We start from the raw sequence: 19,323 nt of genomic DNA on the forward strand, positions 1-19,323 counted from the left end.
CTGGCGCAATTCTACAGGCTGCAGTCTGTAGAATTGCGCCAATAGTTCTGCTTTTATAGAAATGTCCGATGCCTAAGAAACCACCAAAGGCCCAGCCCCAGCCGCTGCTGCCGCCACCCCCAGCGCCACCGGCCGCGTTGTTCAAGGCCCGCATCCTGGGCTATCTGGTGGGGTTGCTGCCCATGATAGGCATGCTGCTGCTGTTTCGGCAGGCAGTGCCGCAGTGGGTGGCCCTGGCCCTGACGGCCGGTGGGCTGTACTTCTCCATTCAGCTGCAGCAGGCCGCGCAGAAGCGGTTTGCCTACGACTTCAAAAACCGGGGTGAGTGGCTGGCGTTGGGCGTATACGCGCTGGTTGTGGCCGCCCTGGCCCTCAGTATTCCGTATTGGCACTAGGGCTTGCCTAATTTTTAGTTGGCGCGCTACCTAAACCCGGCAACCAATTTCTTCCGCTGATGACTCCCCAACTCGGTAAAATCCTCGTGCTGCTGGGCCTGGTGGCGGTAGCCCTGGGCGCCTTTCTGTGGCTGGGTGGCGGCAGTCTGCTGGGTTGGTTTGGCCGCCTGCCCGGCGACATCCGCATCGAGCGGCCCGGCTTCCGCTTCTACGCCCCGCTGATGTCGATGCTCCTAGTCAGCATTGTGTTCAGCCTGATTCTGTGGCTGGTACGGCGGCTGGGCTAGCGGCTTTTGCCGGGCAGGCGGTAGCTCGTCTGAACGGATAACTGGTATATATCACCAAAATTGGTGGCTATGAAGGGCTCTATGTGCCAGCGCTCCTGAGCCAGCAGCGAAGCCCGCACGAAACTTAGGGCGAAGTCGGTGCCGGTGTCTCCGCCCTTCACGTCTTTGAGCTTGCTGTTGGGTAACGCCAAGCCGCCCAGCAGCCGGAAGTCGTTACCCCCAAAGCCGTAGCCGGCTCCCAGCGTAGCAGTGCCGTTGCCCAGCCCCTGCAACCCATAATAGGCGCTGGTGTGAAAATAGAGCCGGGAAAAATTGCCGATTTCCAGTAGCAGCTGCGGCGTAGCGTCCGTCCGGACCCCGGGCCGGTAGGGACAATCAGTGTTGCCAGCAGCATAGGGTGGGGAGGAGGTATTGAGAGTGTATCGAACGGGGAATAAGGCGGTGGCAGTCGGCCTAGCGGGTAGTACGGCCTGTGAGGCGGTAGTTCAGGAGCAGGCGGGCCTGGTACACATCTTGGAAGTTGCTGGCCAGGTGCGGCTCCAGCTCCCAGTGGCTACCCAACCCGATGTGCGCCTGCGCCACCGGAATAAAGGTGGAAGTGGTGCTGCTCAGGATGCTGGCGTTTGCTTCGCTATTGACGACAGCGGCGCCCAGCAGCAAGCGGTGGCGGGTACTGCCAAACCCGGAGCCCAGCCCGAATACGGCCGTGCCGTTGCCCAGGCCCAGCAGGCCGCGGTTGAAGCTGGCGTGCACGTAGAACAGGGAGAACCGGCCGCCCTCGACCAGCACCTGCAGCCGGGCGGTGCTCCGCTTTTCGGGCTTATACACAAAGTCGTAGGCTGCATGGCCCAGGTGAGCGCCCAGGCCCAACCGAAAGTACTGCGGGTGGCCGATTTCGACGTAGGGGCTCAGGCTGTAGAGCTTGCGCGTGGTGGCCTGGTCGGGCTTATTGGCGTATAGGCGGGTCTGGCCGGCGGCGCCCTGCAGCTCCAGCGTCAGCGTGCTGCGCCTAAGAATCGGTAGGGTGCGGGCCATGCCAAAGCCGGCTACCTGGTAGCGCTGCTGGTAGGTTTCCGGCACCGGCGCATTTTTGGCATAGGAGCGCACCTTATAATATTGCTCGGAAACTCCGCCGCTGCCCCCAATGCTGAAGGTCGTCGCTGGCCGCCGCTTTGGCTGGGCGCCCAGGGAATCGGTTTGGGCCGTAGCTTCCCTGTTAAAGCCCAAGGTAAGGAGCAATGCCAGGCCCGGCAGCAGCTTGGGATACCGGCAAAAGGCAAATAGCGTGGTCATACAACAGGTAGCGGAAAAATGTAGTGGTTCGAAATGCCCGGTAGAGCCCGGCATGTAAGACGACACGAACGTAGAGGTTTCGCAACCAATACCGTTTTCCACTTTCTGAACCTGATAGATTTTAAATGGCTACGATTTTTCTTCTTATGAAGCTGATAATAACCAATCTGACAGTTGGGTATCAGACTTTATAAAACGATTATTTCGACGAGCAACGGCCGCCGGCCGGGCCCTGGTGTGGTTATTAGCGGGCCTTGGCAGTGGCGCTGTAGTGCACGATGTTCTCGACCATGCCCTTGAAGATGACAAAGTGAAAAGGCACCAGCGAGTACCAATACAGGCGGCCGGCCAGGCCCTGGGGGCGGAAGGCAGCCAGCTGTTCCAGCGTGTGCGAGCCGTCAGGGTTGTCAATGATGCGGAACTGCAGCCAGGCTTCACCGGGTAGCTTCATTTCGGCGTAGAGCAGCAGCCGCCGGCCCGCGCGGTCGGCCACGAGCACGCGCCAGAAGTCGAGCGGGTCACCGGCCCGCAGGCTGGTAGGCGAGCGGCGGCCCCGGCGCAGCCCCACGCCACCCACTGCCTTATCCATCAGCCCCCGGATGCGCCACAGCCAGTCGACCTTGTACCAGCCGCGCTGCCCACCGATGCTCCAGATGTTCTGCAGCACTACCTCGGGCGAGTGGGTGAAGCGCAGCTGCTGCCGGTCGGTGAGCATGCCGTGCTGCGGAATCTGGACGAAGTCCATGTAGTTTTTCTCCATCACGCCGCTGCTCACCGCGTCGCTCCAACTGCTGACCACCTCGTTCTGCTCGATGCGGGTGAAGGCCAGGGCCAGGGCTTCGCGGTAGCTCATGCACTGGTGGGGCAGCACCTGCGTAATGCTGCGCTTGAGCGACACGATGGTATCGTTGCGCAGACTTTCTACCAGGCTCTGGGCCAGGGAAAACGTGGTGCGCGTAACCAGAAACAGCCACCACGAGGAGAGGCGCGGCGTGAGCACCGGCACCGTGATGATGTAGCGCCGGTAGCCCCGCTCGGCGGCCAGGCCCAGCAGCATCTGCTTGTAGGTCAGCACGTCGGGTCCGCCGATGTCGAAGGTTTCGCCCAGGCAGTCGGGGTGGTCGAGCACGGCCAGCAGGTAGTGCATCACGTCGCGGATGCCGATGGGCTGACAGCGGGAGTTGAGCCAGCGCGGCGTCACCATCACGGGCAGCTTCTCCACCAGGTCTCGGATAATCTCAAACGAAGCCGAGCCCGAGCCGATGATAATGCTGGCCCGCAGCACCGTAACGGCCGCGTGTCGGGCTTTGCGCAGCACATTTTCCACGGCCTTGCGGGAGCGAAGGTGGGCCGACAGGGCCCGGTCGTTGGCAATGCCGCTGAGGTAGATAACCTGGCGGGCGGTGGTCTGGTCGAGGTAGTCGGTGAAGTGGCGGGCCGACAGCTGTTCGGCCCGAAAGAAATCCTGGTCGTGGCCGCTCATGGAGTGCACCAGATAATAGGCCGCGTCTATGTCGCGGGGCAGGCTCTGCAGGCTCTCGGGTTGCAGCAGGTCGCCCTGGCACACCGTGACCTGGGCGCGCAGCCGCTCGGGCAGCTCGAAGCGGCGCGGGTCGCGCACCAGGCAGACAACCTCGTGCCCGGCTTCGGCCAACAAGGGCAACAAACGGCGGCCGATGTAGCCATTGGCACCAGTGAGCAGGATTTTCATAGAGCGGGCGGAGAGGTACTCAGGTACAACTCCACGCGCCGGGTTTGGTTATGGATGCGCACAGCGGGCCATTGTGGCTACCTTCGTGGCTCGGTATCTCACTTCTTCCTGCCCATGCCCGTTTCCTTTTCCTCCCGTACCTGGCTTTGGTTGTTTGTACTGGTATTGGGCGGCGCACTGCTGCTGGGGTTAGGCAGCTGGGGCGTAGTGGAAAGCAGTGAGGCCCGCTACGCCGAAATCAGCCGCGAAATGCTGGTCTCGCGCGACTGGCTGCACCCGCGGCTGCTGGGCATTCAGCACTTCCACAAGCCCCCGGTAACGTACTGGCTGACGGCGGCGGGCCTGGCCGTGCTGGGCCCCACGGCCACCGGGGCGCGGCTGCCGGCCGTGCTGGCCGTGCTGGGGCAGGTGCTACTGGTGTATGGGCTGGGCCGGCTGCTGTTCCGCCACGACAAGCGCCACGCCCTGGCCGCCGCCGTGGTCTACGGCACGCTGCCGGTGGTGCTCATTTCGGCCCTGAACGTTACCACCGACGCTTACCTGATGCTCTGGGAGCTGGCGGCGGCCTACGGCATTCTGCGCTACTTCCACGGGGGCGGCTGGCGTTGGTTCTACCTGTTTTGGGTGGCCCTGGGCCTGGCCTTCCTTACCAAAGGGCCGGTAGGCGCTGTGCTGCCGCTAATGACGGTGGTCGGGTTTTACTTCCGGCAGGGCCAGGCCCGGCGGCCGTTTACCATCCACCACGTGCTGGGTTTTCTGCTGCTGCTGACCATCGGCCTGGGCTGGTACTTGTATCTGGTAGCCGAAAACCGCGCGTTCCTGGATTACTTCCTGTGGAAGCAGACGGCCGAGCGGTTTGCCAACGCCGACACGTTCAAGCGGGCCAAGCCGTGGTGGTTCTACCTGGTGCTGGCTCCGGTGGGCGCTTTGCCGTGGGCCGTGGCGCTGCTGGTGCAGGTGGCGCGCACGCGCTGGGCGGCCGTGCCCCGGCAGTGGCGCAACGTGCTGGTATTCTGGGTGGTCGTGCCACTGATTTTCTTTTCCCTGGCCAAGTCCAAGCTGCTGCTCTACCTGCTGCCCGTGTACCCCGGCGTGGTCCTGCTCACGGTGTATTACCTGGGCCAGCTGACCGATGCGGCCCTTTACCGCTGGTACGTGGTGATGAGCGGGCTGCTAGCCTTGCTCATGGCCGCCCTCTGCATGCTGCCCGCGCTGAACGGAGCCCTGGGCCTGAGCCTGGAAATTCATCCGCTGACTTCCCTGTGGCCGGCGGCCGGCATCGTGGCTCTGGTGCTGCAGCAAATGCTCTGGAGCCAGGTGCGGGTGGCGCCGCGGCTGTTGGTGCTCACCGTCATTTTCAGCGTCACGCTGCTGCTCACGGCCAAGCCCCTGCTGCGCCAAAACCAGCTCGAAGGCAGCAGCACCCGCCCGCTGGCCCAGTGGCTGCAAGCCCACCAGCTCGACCAGCGCCAAGTGTTGGTCTACGACGAAATGCTGCCGTCCCTGGCCTTCGAGCTGAACACAATGCCCATCACGCTGGTGCACGACAACGACAACCTGAAGCGCGAAACCCAGTTTGAGGCCGATTCCCGCTGGCAGAACCTGCTGATCAACGTCAACGACTCCTCCCGGCAGGTGCAGCTGCGCGGCCTGCTGCGGCAAAGCCCGGTGCTGGTGGTGCGCGGCGAGCTGGAGGATTTCCGGGCCTGGATGCTGCCCTATTTTCCCCAGCAGCACCACCTCGGCCCCTGGACCATCTACTACAGCGGCTGGAAGTAGCTGAAAATTAAAGCAAAAAAGACCGTCATGCTGAGCCAAGTCGAAGCATCTCTACTGCAACACTAAAATTAATTAGTACTGCGGTAGAGATGCTTCGACTGCGCTCAGCATGACGGTCTATTATTCACCGAAAACTACCCCACGTACACCGCTTCCGCCTTTTCGCGCAGGTTGTAGTTGGAAGCCATGACCTCACCATAGGCGCCGGCCGAGCGAATCACAACCAGGTCGCCGCGGCGGGTTTCGGGCATGGCTACTTCGCGGCCAAACGTATCCGATGACTCGCAGATAGGGCCCACCACGTCGTAGAGCTGCTTGGAGCCCTGGCTGCTCAGGTTCTGAATCTGGTGGTAGCTGCCGTAGAGGGCCGGGCGGATTAGCTCGGTCATACCCGCGTCCAGAATGGCGAAATTGGTTTGCTGACTGCGCTTCACATACAGCACTTTGCTCACCAGCGCCCCGCACTGCGCCACGATGGAGCGGCCCAGCTCCACGTGCACCTGCTGGCCGGGCCGGCGCACCAAGTGCTGCTCAAACATGCGAAAATACGCCTCGAAATCGGGTATGGCCTGCGTGTCGGGGTTGTGGTAGTCGATGCCCAGGCCGCCGCCCACGTTGAGGTGGGGCAGGTGGTGGCCCAGCCCTTCCAGCCAGGTTTGCAGCTCGTTCAGCTTGCGGCTCAGCTCCCCGAATACGCTCAGGTTGGTAATCTGGGAGCCGATATGGGCGTGCAGACCCACCAGTTCCAGGTGCGGCAGCGTACCCAACTGCTCAATTACGCCGGCCAGGTCGTTCAGGCCGATTCCGAACTTATTGGCATCCAGGCCGGTGGTGATGTAGTGGTGCGTATGCGCGTCCACGTTGGGGTTGATGCGCAGCGCCACCCGGGCGCGGCGGCCCTGGGCGCCGGCTAGCTCGTTGAGCACCGCCAGCTCTTCCACCGACTCGGCATTAAAGCACCAGATGTCGGCGGCCAGGGCCAGGTTTATTTCCGCATCCGACTTGCCCACGCCAGCAAATACGATGTCCCGGGGCGTGAAGCCGGTATCGAGGGCGCGCTGCACCTCGGGGCCGCTCACGCAGTCGGCGCCCAGGCCGTGCCGGCGGATGCGCTCCAAAATCGGGGCGTTGGCATTGGCTTTCAGGGCGTAATGCACGTGGATGTCGCGCGCCTGGGCCGCCTGCTGCGCTGCCGTGAGGGTGCGGTCCAGCAAAGCCAGGTCGTAGAGGTAGAAGGGCGTCGGGCGGGTTGCCGCGTCGGCCGGAAGGGAAAAACTCATGAATCGGGTACTAAATAACGAAAGAATAGGCCGCGCCAGCCAGGGAGTCTGCGGTAATAGTTGAGGTTAAGCCTCCACGGCTTTCTGGCTAAACAGCCCTTGATTCAGGGCCTGCAGGGCGCGCACCTTGTGGCTGGTATGAATCAGGATGCTGATGTTGTTGGGCGAGCCGCCGTAGGAAATCATGCGCAGCGGAATATCCTTCAGGGCATTAAAGACCAGCCAGGCCGAGCCGTTGTTTTCCTGAATCAGGTTGCCGACCAGGCACACAATGGTTTGCTGCTCATCGACTTCTACTGAGCCGAAGCTGCGCAGCTCCTCCAATATTTCGGGCAGGTGCGTCGCGTCGTCGATGGTCAAGGACACGGCCACTTCCGAGGTGGTAATCATGTCGATGGGGGTGCGGTAACGCTCAAAGACTTCGAATACGCTGCGCAGAAAGCCGTGGGCCAGCAGCATGCGGCTCGACTTGATCTTGATGGCCACCAGCCCGTCTTTAGCCGCCACGGCCTTGATGGCTTCGTCGCCGGTTTTGGTCGAAATCAGCGTGCCGGGCGCTTCGGGCTGCATCGTGTTGAGCAACCGCACCGGAATACCGTGCTTGGCGGCGGGCAGAATGGAGCTGGGGTGCAGAATCTTGGCCCCGAAATAGGCCAGCTCGGCGGCCTCGTCGAACGACAACTCCCGAATCGGGTAGGTGCCTTCCACCACCCGCGGGTCGTTGTTGTGCAGCCCGTCGATGTCGGTCCAGATCTGGATTTCCTCGGCGTGGGCCGCCGCCCCGATCAGCGAAGCGGAGTAGTCGGAGCCGCCGCGCTTAAGGTTGTCGATGTCGCCGTTGGCATTGCGGCAAATGTAGCCCTGGGTAATAAACAGCTGCTGCCCGGCGTGCGGGGCCAGCACCCGGGCCAGGTGCTCTTCGATAAAGTCGCCGTCGGGCTCGTCGTTCTTGTCGAGGCGCATGAAGTCCAAAGCGGGCAGCAACACGGCTTCCTGACCCAGCACGCGGGTGTAATAGCGGTGAAACAGCAGGGTGCTCAGCAGCTCGCCCTGGGCCAGAATTACCCGCTCGCCGGAGGCCGACAGCGGGTGGCGCGTCAGGTTGAAGATTGTTTTGAACGAGGAGTCGAGGTGGGAAATGGCCTCGGCGGCAACTTCCGGGTCGGTGAGCAGCTCCCGGGCCACGATGAGGTAGTGCTGACGCAGGATTTCGGTCTGGTAGGTCGCGGCCGTGGTTTCGCCTTCGAAGAGCAGCTTGGCAATATTGACCAGCGCGTTGGTGGTGCCCGACATAGCCGACAGCACAACGATACGGGGCTCCGGGCCCTGAATGAGAGCGGGCAACGCGCGCATGCGCTCGGCCGAACCGACGGAGGTGCCGCCAAACTTGAGAACTTTCATCAGTGAAAAAATGGGGTTAGCCAAAAAGTGAACGGGCGGAGAGATTAGTACGAAAATGACAAACAAAAAGCGCCGGTCTGGGAGGACCGGCGCTTGATGCTTATGGGGGAGGGAAGCATGAAGAAGTGCGACGGTCAGGTCGAGGGCCGTTTGAAGCATTTCTTCCGCATCACGCGCTTGGCTGCCAGGGGCTGAGCCACGGTGGTACGGCCAGCCGAGGCCACCGAAAACACCGCAGAAAAACCGAAGCAGGAAGTATTCATGAATAAGAAACGGGCCGGGGCAACGCGCCGCCAGCTGCTGTTTGCGGCCGCAAGTACGGGCAGGAATTTTAAAGTATCGATATGAGCTGCCGAAATTTTCTATGCGGTATCATCATCCATTGAAAGTCTGGCTGCCCAACGCCCCGATTTCACCAGTAGATGAGCAGGGCTAAAAACCAAAAAGCCCGAACGAGAATCGTCCGGGCCCTGGGTGCAATAGGTGTGTAAAAGAGCTTGTTTGTACTGTAATACCTTGTCGCCAATGCGGAACCGGTTCCGCTTGGCAAGTGCAAGTTTAGGCAAGCCCAATACCACTTGAAATACCAACATGTGGGTATTTTGCGGCAGTTGGTTACCGCACCGGCTTGGGAATAACCGGCAGGCTTTCGTGGCCCTCGGCATCCACGGCGGCCACGCCGAAGATGAAGTTATCCTTGCTGTGGGGTAAGTCGGCGGTGGTCGTTGTCACGGGGAAGCGCTGCTGCCACACCGGCGAGGAGGTTTCGCGCATCAGCACCACGTAGCCGGCGGGCTTTTCGCCCACTTTGGGCGCATCCCACTTCAGCTCGGTGCGGTTGGTGAGCTTGGCCGTGAGTACGCCCACGTTTTCGGGCGAGGCCGGAGCTAAGGCCAGGCTGGCCATGGTGGCTAGGTTCACGCCGGTATTCTTGCGAAGGTACTCGTAATCGACGAACTCGGGCAAGTCACCGTACTGAATGCCGTTTTCGGTGCGCAGGTCCTGGTGTTGGTGGTTGAAGTTCTCGTTGACTTCCGTGTAGCGCACCGCCGTGAAGCCCTGCTGGTTGAAGGGAGTATGGTCGCCGCCGCGCAGGAAACGGTCGGGGCGGTACTCAATCAGCACCCCGAAGTCGTTGACGTACTGCTCACAGGCGGTTTTGCTGTAGCGGGCCAGCTGGCGGCTGGGCGAGTCATTTTCACTGCTCAGGGTGCGGCGCAGCTTGGCCTCGTCGGGCGTTTCGGTGGCCGGCACGCCCTCACTGAAAATGCGGATGTGCTTATTGTCGGAAATTTCCGGGTCGTAGCCTTTCGAGTTGCCTACGATGTCGTTGTTGAGCATGCCCGTCAGGTTCCAGCCTTCCTTTTTGGCGCGCTTGGCCAGGTGCGTCGAGCCATAGAGGCCTTGCTCTTCGCCCTGCACGGCCACGAAAATCAGCGTGCACGGATACTGCTTCTGCGACATGATGCGGGCCATTTCCATGACCAGGGCCACGCCCGAGGCGTCGTCGTTGGCGCCGGGCGCGTCGGCCGTGGCGTTCATCACATCGGTTACGCGCGAGTCGAGGTGGCCGCTGACGATGAACACGCGCGTATCCGTGGGGTCGGTACCGGGCAGCGTGGCCATGACGTTGGCCATGATGACGGGCTTGTCGATACGGCGGCCGTCGGGCTTCACCAGAAAGGTATCCTGCTCCACTTTGAGGCGGCCCCCGCTGGCTTTGGCGTACTTGCGAAACTCACTTTCCACCCAGTTGCGGGCTGCCCCGATGCCGCGCTTCTTGCTTTTGGTGTCGCTCAGGGTGTGGCGGGTGCCAAACGACACCATCTTGCGGATATCTTCCTCCAGGTTTTTGGCCGATACGGCTTCCACCATCTGCTTGATAGCAGGGTCGGGGGCCGGAGTGGCAGCGGGAGCAGTTTGGGCAAAAACGGTGAAGGGGGCAAGGCTGGCGGAGAGCAGCAGCGCGAAACGTAAATTCATGGAGTGGAAAGGCAAGAAAGAGCAGAACGGCGCGAAATAGTCGCGGTTGGAAATCAGTACGAAAAGTACGGCCCCGCCACCTAAAAAAGGCTGGTGTGCCGAAAACTTACACCACAGACACCACCACGCTGGCCGCGTTGCCTCCGAAGCCCGCCGCATTGATGAGCACGCGCCGTACCAGGCGCGTAGGAGCGGGCGTCAGGTCGGTGGCGAAAGGTGGCGTGGGCCAGGACTGGGTTGTCAGGATATGGCAGGCAAAATCCAGGCTCAAGGCAGCCGAAGCGCCCAGCGTGTGGCCCAGCAGCCATTTGTTGGATACCAGGTCGGGGCGGCTGCCACTGAATACCGCGCGCAGGGCCGCCCGCTCGGCTGCGTCGCCGGCCGGCGTGCCGGGGCTGTGCAGCACCACCGCATCGATGGCCGCGGCGGAGCAGCCTGCAGCCTGCAAGGCGGCGCGCATGGCCGTCTGGAAATGCTGCCCGGCGGCCGAAAGGCCGGTTTTGCTGCTTATAGCTTCAAAGCCAAAACCCACGCCTTCCAGGCAGAAAATAGGCGCGGCCGCAGGCTGGTCGGCGCGCTCAGCCAGTAGTTGCTGCCGGCTCATCTTTTCCAGGACAAATACCGCCGCGCCTTCCCCCAGCACGAACGTCGAGGGCTTGCCCGCACCCGGCCGGCACGGGAAGTCGGCGGCCGCGAAAGGCGAATAAATGCCCAGGGCGTGCATCTGGGCCAGGGTGAAGCTGGTCAGCGGCGCCTCGGTGCCGCCGGCCAGAAACCGCTCGGCCATGCCCGCCCGCAGCCAAGCCAACGCATTGCCCAGGGCCTGAAACGCGCTGCTGCAGGTGCTGGAGTGGCTTAGGGCGGCCCCGCTGGTCGTGCCCGCGTCGTAAGCAACCCAGCTGGCCACGTTGCCCAGGGTAGTAAGGGGTGAGGCGGCAACGGGTACGGTTCCCTCGGTCAGGAACTCCTGGTGAAACTGCTCAAGCCGGCTGGTGGCCCCGCGGGACGAACCGATGCTGACGCCCAGCAGGACCGAGTCCTGCGGAAGCCAGCTTGTCTGCGCGGTAGCGTGGCGCGCCGCCAGCAACGCCAGCAGCACGGTGCGGTCGAGGGCGCGGTAGGCGGGGTTGCTGCGGCGTAGGGTGGCCAGGGCAGTTTCGGCGGCAGCCGGCAGGGCGGCCACGGGCAAGCCGCTGGTATGGGTGGTGAAAGGCGCCGCGCCGCTGCCGGGTGCCGCCTCCACGCCCAGGGCCGACACCCGGCCCCGGCCGCGAATGACAATCAGGGAGTCGGCGGTGGAATTAGTCATGCAGGATTTCGGGCAGGTTGGGCGCCGGAATGAAGTCGAGCACCAACTCGCGCATGCGGCGCAGCACGGTGTAGAGCAGCTCCAGCTCGGTGGGGGTAGTGCAGTAGGGTGGCAGCAGGTACACCACATTGCCCAGGGGGCGCAGCACCACGTGGTGGTCGAGGGCCAGCTGGTAGAAGGCGTCGCGCAGGCGGCTGAAGTAGCTGGTGCCCTCGCCGGGGTCGTACTCCACAGCCAGAATGGTGCCCCGGTGGCGCACGGCCCGAATGCCGGGCTGACCTTCAACTTCCCGGCGGAAAGCAGCGTGCGCTGCCTCGATGCGCTGACGCTGCTCGGTGCACAGGGCCGCCCGCGTCAGCTCCAGGCTGGCCAGGGCAGCGGCGCAGGCCACGGGGTTGGCCGTGTAGGAATGCCCGTGAAACAGGGCCCGCATCTTGTCCTGGCTCAGAAAGGCCGCGTAGATGGGCGCTGCGCAGGTGGTCAGGCCCATGGCCAGGGTGCCGCCGGTGAGGCCCTTGGAAAAGCACATGATGTCGGGCTGCTCACTTAGCAGCTCGGAGGCAAACAGCGGCCCGGTGCGGCCAAAGCCAGTCATGACCTCATCAGCAATGCAAAGCACGCCGCGCTGGTGGCAGCGGCGCAGCATTTCGCTCAGCATGTCGGGCTCGTACATCACCATGCCGGCCGTGCCCAGCACCAGGGGCTCGAAGATGAAGCCGGCCACGTCGGGGCGTAGCAGCAGGGCATCAAGCTGGGCGAGGGTTTCGGCTTCGTGGCCGGGCACGGGCACGTCGAGAAACTCCACGTCGAAGAGCAGGGGCCAGAAGGGCTGGGTGAAGGCCCCGCGGCTGCTCACGGCCATGGCCCCGAAGGTGTCGCCGTGGTAGGAGTTCTGGAAGCAGACAAAGGTGCGCCGCTCGGGCTGGCCCTGGTTGTGAAAGTATTGCAGCACCATTTTCAGGGCCACTTCCACGGCCGTCGAGCCATTGTCGGAGTAGAATACCCGGGCCTGGGTGGTCGGTAGCAGGGAGAGCAGCTCTTCGGCCAGCTCCACGGCGGCAGGGTGGGTGAAGCCGGCAAACAGCACGTGCTCCAGGGTGCTGAGCTGCTGACTCACGCGGGCCGCAATGTGGGGATGGGCATGGCCGTGCAGATTCACCCACCACGACGAAATACCGTCGAGGTAGCGGGTGCCGTCTTCCGCGTAGAGCCACGAGCCTTCACCGCGCACGATGGGAATGGGGAGCGGGGCGGTTTGCATCTGGGTGTAGGGGTGCCAGACGACGGCGTGGTCACGCGCGGCCAGGGAAGAACTGGGTGCTGTTGATTTCACTGTTTTTATTGCTTGATACGCTGCCCGTGAAGGCCGATGGGGGCGGCAAAGCTACAACCGGCCGGGCGGCTGTCGGTTCCGGGTGCTGCACTCCCGGCCGGCGACGGTTCCCGCAGAGGTCTGCATAGGTTCGCCGAACTCTACTGGTTGAACCAGGCGCGGAAGGCGGGGGCGTAGCGACTCACGGTGGCCGGCGAAATTTCTGTTTCGGGCTGCACGCGGGGCATGATGGGCACGCCGGTATGCTGGCTGATGAAGTCTTCAGTGGCCGGGTTGGGTTCCCCGTTGAACACCAGCCCGCGCACCGGCAGGCCGCGTTGGCGCAGGGCTTCCAGCGTGAGTAGCGTGTGGTTGATGCTGCCCAGATAGTGCCGTGAAACCACCACTACGTCCAGTTCGAGAGGCGCAATCAAATCGGCTAGGAGCAGGCCCGGGGCCAGGGGCACGAGCAGGCCGCCGGCGCCTTCCACTACAAGGTGGTTATTGGTAGCGGGCAGCCGGAAAGCCTCGGCGGCAATGGTAACGTGCTCGGCCGCGGCGGCCTTGTGGGGCGAGGCCGGCAGCTGCAACCGGTAGGTTTCGGGGTGAAAAACCGACCGGGAGTTGCTGACCAGGCTCCGCACCGTGGCCGTGTCGGTGGTGGGCTCCAGGCCGGCCTGCACGGGCTTCCAGTAGTCGGCCTGCAGAGCTTCGGTGAGAATGGCGGCCACTACGGTTTTGCCGACGTCGGTGCCGATACCGGTAACAAACAGCCGCTCGGGCCGCAAAGAGGAAACACTCATACAGAAAGAAATACCATAGTCTGGGCCGGTTGTTTGGGCCGCTGCCAGCCAGCTGTCAAATCCGGCTCAGACTGCTCAGCGCGGCAGCCAGCCCGTCCAGCTCAGCCTCCGTGTTGTAGCTGTGCAGAATCAGGCGCAGCCGCTCGGTGCCAGCGGGTACGGTGGGTGCTACGATGGGCCGCACGTCGAAGCCGGCCTGCTGCACGGCGGCGGCCACCGCCCGCACCTGCTGCGGCCCCGGCTGGGTGAAAAAGATGGGGTGAATAATATGGCTGTCGGCCCCGACGTGCAGGCCCGGCACGGCCGCCAGCTTCTGCTTCAGCAACCCGGACAAGGCAAACAGCTGCCGCCGCTCGGCATGCAGGGTGGGCAGCAGCTCGTAAGCCGCCGTCAGGGCCACGATGGACAAGGGTGGCAGGGCCGTGGTGAACATGAAAGGCCGGCTGGTGTTGAGCAGAAAGTCGCGCAGCACGGCCGGCCCGGTAACAGCCGCACCCTGGCTGCCCAGGGCCTTGCCGAAGGTGACGATGCGGGCAAAAACGGCGTGTTCGAGCCCCAGTTCCACTACCAGACCTTCGCCATTGGGGCCGTACACCCCGTTGGTATGGGCTTCATCGACCACCAGATGCAGGCCGCGCGGCTGGCAGAACGCCGCCAGCTCCCGCAACGGGGCCTGGTCGCCATCCATGGAATATAAGGCTTCCACGGCCACGAAAACCTCACCCGTGGCCCGCGCTAGGCGCTTTTCAAGGTCAGCCAAGTCGTTGTGGCGGAAGCTGTAGGCGGTGGCAAAGCTGCTGCGGATGCCGTCCTTTACGGAGGCGTGGCTGGCCGCGTCGTAGAGAATCGTGTCGCCGCGCCGGGGCACGGCCTGGAAAAAGCCCAGGTTGGCCCCGTAGCCCGAGTTGAACAGCAAAGCCGCTTCGGCCCGGTGAAAAGTGGCCAGCTGCGCTTCCAACGTTTCGGTGGCCGCCGAGTTGCCGGTGAGCAGGCGGGAGCCGGTACTGCCGGCCGGCAAAGTCTGATCTTGCAGACTCTGCTGCAAGGCCGTGTGCAACGCCCCGGAACGCGCCAGGCCCAGGTAGTCATTCGAGCTGAAGTCGATGCGGCCGGGCGCGGGCACACTCAGGCGCCGCCGGGTACCCGCGGCTTCCCTTTGGGCCAGCTCCAGGGTGAGGCGGGTCAGCAGGGGAGACGATTCCGGGGGCATCCGCGCTAGTGCTTAGAGTTACACCGCAAACCGATTGGCCGACAGCCACACCGTGCCATCCTGGCCAAACGTGCGGGCCGTAATGACCACCCACTCGAAGTCGACCTCGACCCGGTCGCCGACGGCGGGCAGCACGCCGTGGCGCTGCACGACCAGGTTCAGGGCCGAGCCGATTTTATCCTCCAGGTCGCTGATCAGCTCCTGGGCGGCGTGGGAGCCGTGCTGCTCCCGCAACGATTCGGCGTAGGCGTGGTCTAGGTTTAAGTCGAACGTAATGGTCATAGCAGGGGCCGTAAAGCAGGAAAGAAACCAAGAACCCTGAGCCGGCGGGCCCAGGGCTTGCATGAAGGCTGCGGAAAAACTAAACCAGCTCTTTGCCCAGCACCGTAGCGCCCACGGGCACATCCTTGAACGCCTGGCGGGGCTTGAGGCCCAGCAGGCTGAACATCTGCTTGTCGGCGTCGAAGTCGGGGTTGGGCGTGGTCAGCAGCTTCTCGCCGCTGAAGATGGAGTTGGCACCGGCCAGAAAGCACAGGGCCTGCTCGCTGATGGGCATTTCCTGGCGGCCGGCCGAGAGGCGCACCATCGTGCCGGGCATCAGAATACGGGCCGTGGCAATCATGCGCAGCATTTCCCACACGCTCACGCGGGGCTGCTCGGCCAGGGGCGTGCCTTCCACGGGCACCAGGGCATTCACCGGCACGCTTTCGGGGTGAGCGGGCAGCGTGCAGAGCGTGTGCAGCATGGCAATGCGGTCCTCGTCGGTTTCACCCAGGCCGATGATGCCGCCCGAGCACACCGAAATACCAGCCTTACGCACGTGCTCCAGCGTGTTCAGCCGGTCGTCGTAGGTGCGGGTGGTGATAATTTCGGAGTAGTGCTCGGCGCTGGTATCCAGGTTATGGTTGTAGGCGTAGAGGCCAGCCTGCTTGAGGCGCTCGGCCTGGTACTCGTTCAGCATGCCCAGGGTGCAGCACACTTCCAGGCCCAACTCATTTACCTGCTCCACCATGCCCAGTACCCGGTCGAAGTCGCGGTTGTCGCGGATTTCGCGCCAGGCAGCGCCCATGCAGAAGCGGGTCGAGCCCGAGTCCTTGGCGCGCTGGGCGGCGGCAATTACCTCGGCGTCGGGCAGCAGCTTGTGGGCCTGCACGCCGGTGTGGTAGCGGGCGGCCTGGGGGCAGTAGGCGCAGTCTTCGGGGCAGCCGCCGGTTTTCACGCTCAGCAGCGTGCACACCTGCACTTCGCCCGTGGCCTGGTGCTGCTTGTGCACCTCGGCAGCCTGGGCAACCAGCTCCAGAACGGGCTGGTAATAAATAGCTTTTACTTCGTCTAGGGTCCAGTCGGTACGGAGCATGGGGCGGAAAGAGTTCGGTTGGAAAGGAGGGAAGGCGGCGGCCTGGCGGCCGGCCCGCTGGTGGGATGAAAACTACGCTAGGGGCCGCAAGTTACGCGAGAAGCCGATTATCTGTGCCCGGGCTTGCCTAGCACCGGCAAATTGACTTCTGCCGCCGCCTCCGGGAAACGGCTGGCGGGGGCCTGATACGTCTCGGATGTTTTTCGTTCGGACAGCCCAGGGCTTTGTTCAGCCAGCCGGGGCCGGCATTCGCACAGCCGCCCGGCATCGGCTGCGGGGCCAGCCCTAGGTTTGGGTTTCTGATCTGCTAATACCTCACCGAATGCAACAAATTTATCCTGTTTTGCTGGCTGCAACTCTGCTGCAGACCACTGCCCTGGCAGCCGCGCCGACGAGCGGGGGCGACGCTCCCGTTACGGCTGCTAAAGCCAGCCCAAAAGCCACGGCCAAAGCCAAGCACAAGATTGCGGCTAAGCTGCCCGACCCCGCCGAAGCTACCATTGGCGGCGTTATTCTCACCAATACCGGTGAGCCGCTGCCCGGCGCTACCATCTTCATCAAAGGTACTTTCATTGGCACCAGCACCGACCAGCTCGGCAAGTTCAGCCTGAACGCCAGCTTCGAGAATGGCCCGGTGGAAATTCTGGTGGCCTACGTGGGCTTCGAAACCCAGCTGGTGAAAGTTGCCCAGCCCGATAACCTGCTGAACGTGGTGATGGCCCCCAGCGCCACGCTGCTGAACGAAACCGTGGTATCGGCCTCGCGGGTGGAGGAAAATATCCTGCGCGCCCCGGTAACCATCGATAAAGTATCGGGCCGGCAGATTGAGCGCATTAGCACGCCGGAAGTGCTGGCCGGGCTGGGCCAGCTGCCGGGCGTGGATGTGAACTCGGCCTCGATGCTGTTCACCAGCGTGAGCACCCGGGGCTTCAACACGGCCAAGAGCGAGCGGGTGATTCAGCTGGTCGACTACATGGACACGGCCCTGCCGAGTCTGAACCTGAGCCCGGGCAACCTGGTGGGCATCCCCGAGCTGGACATGGAGAGCATCGAGCTGATTCACGGCCCGGCCTCGGCTTTGTACGGAGCCAATGCCCTGAGCGGGGTCGTGTTGTTCAACAGCAAGGATCCGTTTGTGTATGACGGGCTGAGCGTGCGCCTGCGCGGCGGCCAGCGCGAGCTGCTCGACGGACAACTCCGCTACGCCAAAAAACTGGGCGAGAAATGGGCTATCAAGCTCAATGCCAGCGCCTTTCAGGCCAATGACTGGATTGCCAATAACCGCGACGCGGCCAGCTTCTCCTCCAACCCCGCCGGTTCGCCCCTGGGCTACGATGCGGTGAGCAGCTACGGGGAAATCAGCAACCTGTTTTCGCCCTTCCAGAACCGGCCCGCCACGCCCACTACGCCCGAATACAAGGTGAACCCCGAGCTGTATGGCAAGACGGTGCACATGCCCGGCTTCACGGAGCAGGAACTCATCGGCCCCGACCAGAAAACCAGGTCTTACCGCGTGCAGGGCGCCGTTTCCTACCTGATTAAGGACGACCTGAAGCTGACGGTGGAAGCCAAGCGCGGCGTGGGTACCTCGACCTACCAGAACCAGAGCCGCTTCCGCATCAAAGACCTGGGCACCAACCAGTACCGGGCCGAGCTGAAAAGCAGCAAGGGCTTTATCCGGGCCTATTCCACCGAAGACTTCACCGGCAACAGCTACGAGTTGACTCAGCTCAGCGCCCTGATTCAGAACTCGCCCACGACGGAAGGCGGCAGCACGCGCTACAATCAGCTGTACTTCTACACCTTCAACCAGGCCTACACCCAGGCCCGGGAAGTCAATAAGCTTAGTATTGTTGAGGCCCAGCTGGCGGCCAAAGCTGCGGCTGATGCTACCCAGCTGAAAGGCTCGGATCCGCGCTTTGCCGAGCTGCGCTCCAAGATTATTGCCGACGACCAGCCCGGCCGCGGCGCCCAGCAGAACTTCAACTCCTTCCTCAACGACATCAGCGCCCAGCGCAGCTTCCACCTCTCGGATGCCGGCACCGACCTGATTTTGGGCGGGGCCTACCGCGAATACCGCCTGGGCTCGGGCGGCAAGCTGTTTTCCGACACCGATGGCAGCCGCATCCGCAACTACGAGTACGGCGCTTACGGGCAGCTGACCCAGACCCTGCTGCAGGACCACCTGAAGCTGGCCCTGGCCGGTCGCGTCGATATGTTCCAGAACTTCGACCCCTCGTTTTCGCCCCGGGCCTCGGCCGTGTACTCGTTTGGTAAAGACAAGCAGCACAACTTCCGCGCCTCCTACGGCCAGGCGTTCCGCAGCCCCTCCCAGACTGACCAGTACCTGCGCTCCGACGTGCGGACCTTCATTCTGCTGGGCAACCTGAACGGCTTTGAGGGCTACAACTTCACCAACGCCGAAGGCAAAAGCTACACGCCCGGCGCTTCGCTGGCCGGCTACGAGCTGAGCCTGCACAAGCTGAAGCTGGAGCGCGTAAATACCGTGGAAGTAGGCTACAAAGGCGCTATTGTTCCGAACGTGTACGTGGACGCCAGCTACTTCCGCTCGCGCTACAACGACTTCATCGGCGGCACGGCCTTCGTGGGCCTCGTCGACGGCACCCGCCCCACAAAGGAGCAGGTGAATGCCGGTCTGGCGTCTAACTTCACCAATCCCGCGGCTTCCCCGGCCCGTATCATCTTCGCGGCCCACAACAACAGCCAGGAAGTGCGCACCCAGGGCGCCACGGTGGGCATCACCTATTACCTGCACAAGGCCCTGAACATTGGCGGCAACTACTCGCTCAACGTGCTGGACCGCAGCAACCTGCCCGCCAACTTCCGCACGTACTTCAACACGCCCAAGCACAAGTACAACCTGAACGTGGGTGGCACCGTGCTGCGCAACCTGAGCTACTCGCTGAACTACCGCTGGGTGGAAGGCCACAACCAGGAGCTGCCCTTCGCCAACGGCTACGTGCGCACCTACCGCTCCACCGATGCCTACCTGGGCTACACCGTGCCCAAGCTGGCTACCACGCTGCAGGCCGGGGTTTCGAACCTGTTCGACACGAACAATACCCAGATTATCGGGGGCCCGCAGCTGGGGCGCCTGGCCTACCTGGGCGTGCTCGTGAACGTGAAGTAAGCACCACTAGCGGCCAGAACAGGCTGCCAGTACACAGAAACGGCCCGACTGT

General features: G+C 63.2%; 16 protein-coding genes. 4 read left to right on the forward strand and 12 right to left on the reverse strand.

Annotation, left to right across the window (positions count from 1 at the left end):
- The first annotated feature begins 68 nt into the window (after window positions 1-68).
- Window positions 69-395, forward strand: coding sequence for a hypothetical protein (locus LGH70_RS15260; RefSeq protein WP_226187253.1), 327 nt, complete (start codon window positions 69-71; stop codon window positions 393-395).
- 59 nt (window positions 396-454) lie between these two features.
- Entirely contained in the window at window positions 455-682 is a 228-nt protein-coding gene (locus tag LGH70_RS15265; RefSeq protein ID WP_226187254.1) for a DUF2905 domain-containing protein, read from the forward strand.
- On the opposite strand, the gene LGH70_RS15270 is transcribed toward LGH70_RS15265, so the two are convergent.
- The 3 genes from LGH70_RS15270 to LGH70_RS15280 all read right to left on the reverse strand — a co-directional run bounded on the left by LGH70_RS15270 (window position 679) and on the right by LGH70_RS15280 (window position 3,686).
- The gene (locus LGH70_RS15270; protein WP_226187255.1) at window positions 679-954 is read right to left on the reverse strand and encodes a hypothetical protein; all 276 of its coding nucleotides are present in this window, start codon (window positions 952-954) and stop codon (window positions 679-681) included. The two genes, LGH70_RS15265 and LGH70_RS15270, sit on opposite strands and share 4 nt — an antisense overlap.
- A gap of 181 nt (window positions 955-1,135) precedes the next feature.
- Entirely contained in the window at window positions 1,136-1,975 is an 840-nt protein-coding gene (locus LGH70_RS15275; protein WP_226187256.1) for a hypothetical protein, read from the reverse strand.
- A gap of 244 nt (window positions 1,976-2,219) precedes the next feature.
- Window positions 2,220-3,686 (reverse strand): SDR family oxidoreductase, encoded by a 1,467-nt coding sequence (locus LGH70_RS15280; protein ID WP_226187258.1) that lies wholly within the window; start codon window positions 3,684-3,686, stop codon window positions 2,220-2,222.
- A gap of 114 nt (window positions 3,687-3,800) precedes the next feature.
- On the opposite strand from LGH70_RS15280, the gene LGH70_RS15285 reads away from it, so the two are divergent.
- The gene (locus tag LGH70_RS15285; RefSeq protein ID WP_226187259.1) at window positions 3,801-5,465 is read left to right on the forward strand and encodes an ArnT family glycosyltransferase; all 1,665 of its coding nucleotides are present in this window, start codon (window positions 3,801-3,803) and stop codon (window positions 5,463-5,465) included.
- 134 nt (window positions 5,466-5,599) lie between these two features.
- Here LGH70_RS15285 and lysA read toward each other — a convergent pair whose 3' ends face one another.
- The 9 genes from lysA to bioB all read right to left on the reverse strand — a co-directional run bounded on the left by lysA (window position 5,600) and on the right by bioB (window position 16,120).
- The gene (gene lysA, locus LGH70_RS15290) at window positions 5,600-6,745 is read right to left on the reverse strand and encodes a diaminopimelate decarboxylase (RefSeq protein WP_226187261.1); all 1,146 of its coding nucleotides are present in this window, start codon (window positions 6,743-6,745) and stop codon (window positions 5,600-5,602) included.
- A gap of 66 nt (window positions 6,746-6,811) precedes the next feature.
- Window positions 6,812-8,146 (reverse strand): aspartate kinase, encoded by a 1,335-nt coding sequence (locus LGH70_RS15295; protein ID WP_226187263.1) that lies wholly within the window; start codon window positions 8,144-8,146, stop codon window positions 6,812-6,814.
- A 615-nt stretch (window positions 8,147-8,761) separates the two neighbouring features.
- Window positions 8,762-10,129 carry a M28 family metallopeptidase gene (locus LGH70_RS15300; RefSeq protein WP_226187266.1) on the reverse strand — a complete coding sequence of 456 codons (1,368 nt, stop codon included), beginning with the start codon at window positions 10,127-10,129 and terminating at the stop codon, window positions 8,762-8,764.
- 106 nt (window positions 10,130-10,235) lie between these two features.
- Window positions 10,236-11,438: a beta-ketoacyl synthase N-terminal-like domain-containing protein gene (locus LGH70_RS15305; protein WP_226187269.1), complete on the reverse strand. Its 1,203-nt coding sequence runs from the start codon at window positions 11,436-11,438 to the stop codon at window positions 10,236-10,238.
- A complete protein-coding gene (bioA, locus tag LGH70_RS15310) occupies window positions 11,431-12,771 on the reverse strand; it encodes an adenosylmethionine--8-amino-7-oxononanoate transaminase (protein WP_226187272.1) in 1,341 nt (446 codons plus the stop codon). The genes LGH70_RS15305 and bioA overlap by 8 nt, the downstream gene beginning before the upstream one ends.
- 140 nt (window positions 12,772-12,911) lie before the next feature.
- Entirely contained in the window at window positions 12,912-13,553 is a 642-nt protein-coding gene (gene bioD / locus LGH70_RS15315) for a dethiobiotin synthase (protein ID WP_226187275.1), read from the reverse strand.
- Window positions 13,554-13,608: 55 nt separating this feature from the next.
- Window positions 13,609-14,763, reverse strand: a complete 1,155-nt coding sequence (locus LGH70_RS15320) for an aminotransferase class I/II-fold pyridoxal phosphate-dependent enzyme (protein ID WP_226187277.1) — start codon at window positions 14,761-14,763, stop codon at window positions 13,609-13,611.
- 18 nt (window positions 14,764-14,781) lie between these two features.
- Window positions 14,782-15,045 (reverse strand): hypothetical protein, encoded by a 264-nt coding sequence (locus tag LGH70_RS15325; RefSeq protein ID WP_226187279.1) that lies wholly within the window; start codon window positions 15,043-15,045, stop codon window positions 14,782-14,784.
- Window positions 15,046-15,124: 79 nt separating this feature from the next.
- Window positions 15,125-16,120, reverse strand: coding sequence for a biotin synthase BioB (gene bioB, locus LGH70_RS15330; RefSeq protein ID WP_226187281.1), 996 nt, complete (start codon window positions 16,118-16,120; stop codon window positions 15,125-15,127).
- Window positions 16,121-16,442: 322 nt separating this feature from the next.
- On the opposite strand from bioB, the gene LGH70_RS15335 reads away from it, so the two are divergent.
- A complete protein-coding gene (locus LGH70_RS15335) occupies window positions 16,443-19,271 on the forward strand; it encodes a TonB-dependent receptor (protein ID WP_226187283.1) in 2,829 nt (942 codons plus the stop codon).
- Window positions 19,272-19,323: the final 52 nt, after the last annotated feature.

The sequence above is a fragment of the Hymenobacter nitidus genome, from assembly GCF_020447315.1.
Taxonomy (GTDB): Bacteria; Bacteroidota; Bacteroidia; order Cytophagales; family Hymenobacteraceae; genus Hymenobacter; species Hymenobacter nitidus.

Bases quoted from the DNA above. Each gene is read 5' to 3' on its own strand.
- LGH70_RS15260 (WP_226187253.1), top strand. From the start codon at position 69: ATGCCTAAGAAACCACCAAAGGCCCAGCCCCAGCCGCTGCTGCCGCCA.
- LGH70_RS15265 (WP_226187254.1), top strand. From the start codon at position 455: ATGACTCCCCAACTCGGTAAAATCCTCGTGCTGCTGGGCCTGGTGGCG.
- LGH70_RS15275 (WP_226187256.1), bottom strand. From the start codon at position 1,975: ATGACCACGCTATTTGCCTTTTGCCGGTATCCCAAGCTGCTGCCGGGC.
- LGH70_RS15280 (WP_226187258.1), bottom strand. From the start codon at position 3,686: ATGAAAATCCTGCTCACTGGTGCCAATGGCTACATCGGCCGCCGTTTG.
- LGH70_RS15285 (WP_226187259.1), top strand. From the start codon at position 3,801: ATGCCCGTTTCCTTTTCCTCCCGTACCTGGCTTTGGTTGTTTGTACTG.
- lysA (WP_226187261.1), bottom strand. From the start codon at position 6,745: ATGAGTTTTTCCCTTCCGGCCGACGCGGCAACCCGCCCGACGCCCTTC.
- LGH70_RS15295 (WP_226187263.1), bottom strand. From the start codon at position 8,146: ATGAAAGTTCTCAAGTTTGGCGGCACCTCCGTCGGTTCGGCCGAGCGC.
- LGH70_RS15300 (WP_226187266.1), bottom strand. From the start codon at position 10,129: ATGAATTTACGTTTCGCGCTGCTGCTCTCCGCCAGCCTTGCCCCCTTC.
- LGH70_RS15305 (WP_226187269.1), bottom strand. From the start codon at position 11,438: ATGACTAATTCCACCGCCGACTCCCTGATTGTCATTCGCGGCCGGGGC.
- bioD (WP_226187275.1), bottom strand. From the start codon at position 13,553: ATGAGTGTTTCCTCTTTGCGGCCCGAGCGGCTGTTTGTTACCGGTATC.
- LGH70_RS15320 (WP_226187277.1), bottom strand. From the start codon at position 14,763: ATGCCCCCGGAATCGTCTCCCCTGCTGACCCGCCTCACCCTGGAGCTG.
- LGH70_RS15325 (WP_226187279.1), bottom strand. From the start codon at position 15,045: ATGACCATTACGTTCGACTTAAACCTAGACCACGCCTACGCCGAATCG.
- bioB (WP_226187281.1), bottom strand. From the start codon at position 16,120: ATGCTCCGTACCGACTGGACCCTAGACGAAGTAAAAGCTATTTATTAC.
- LGH70_RS15335 (WP_226187283.1), top strand. From the start codon at position 16,443: ATGCAACAAATTTATCCTGTTTTGCTGGCTGCAACTCTGCTGCAGACC.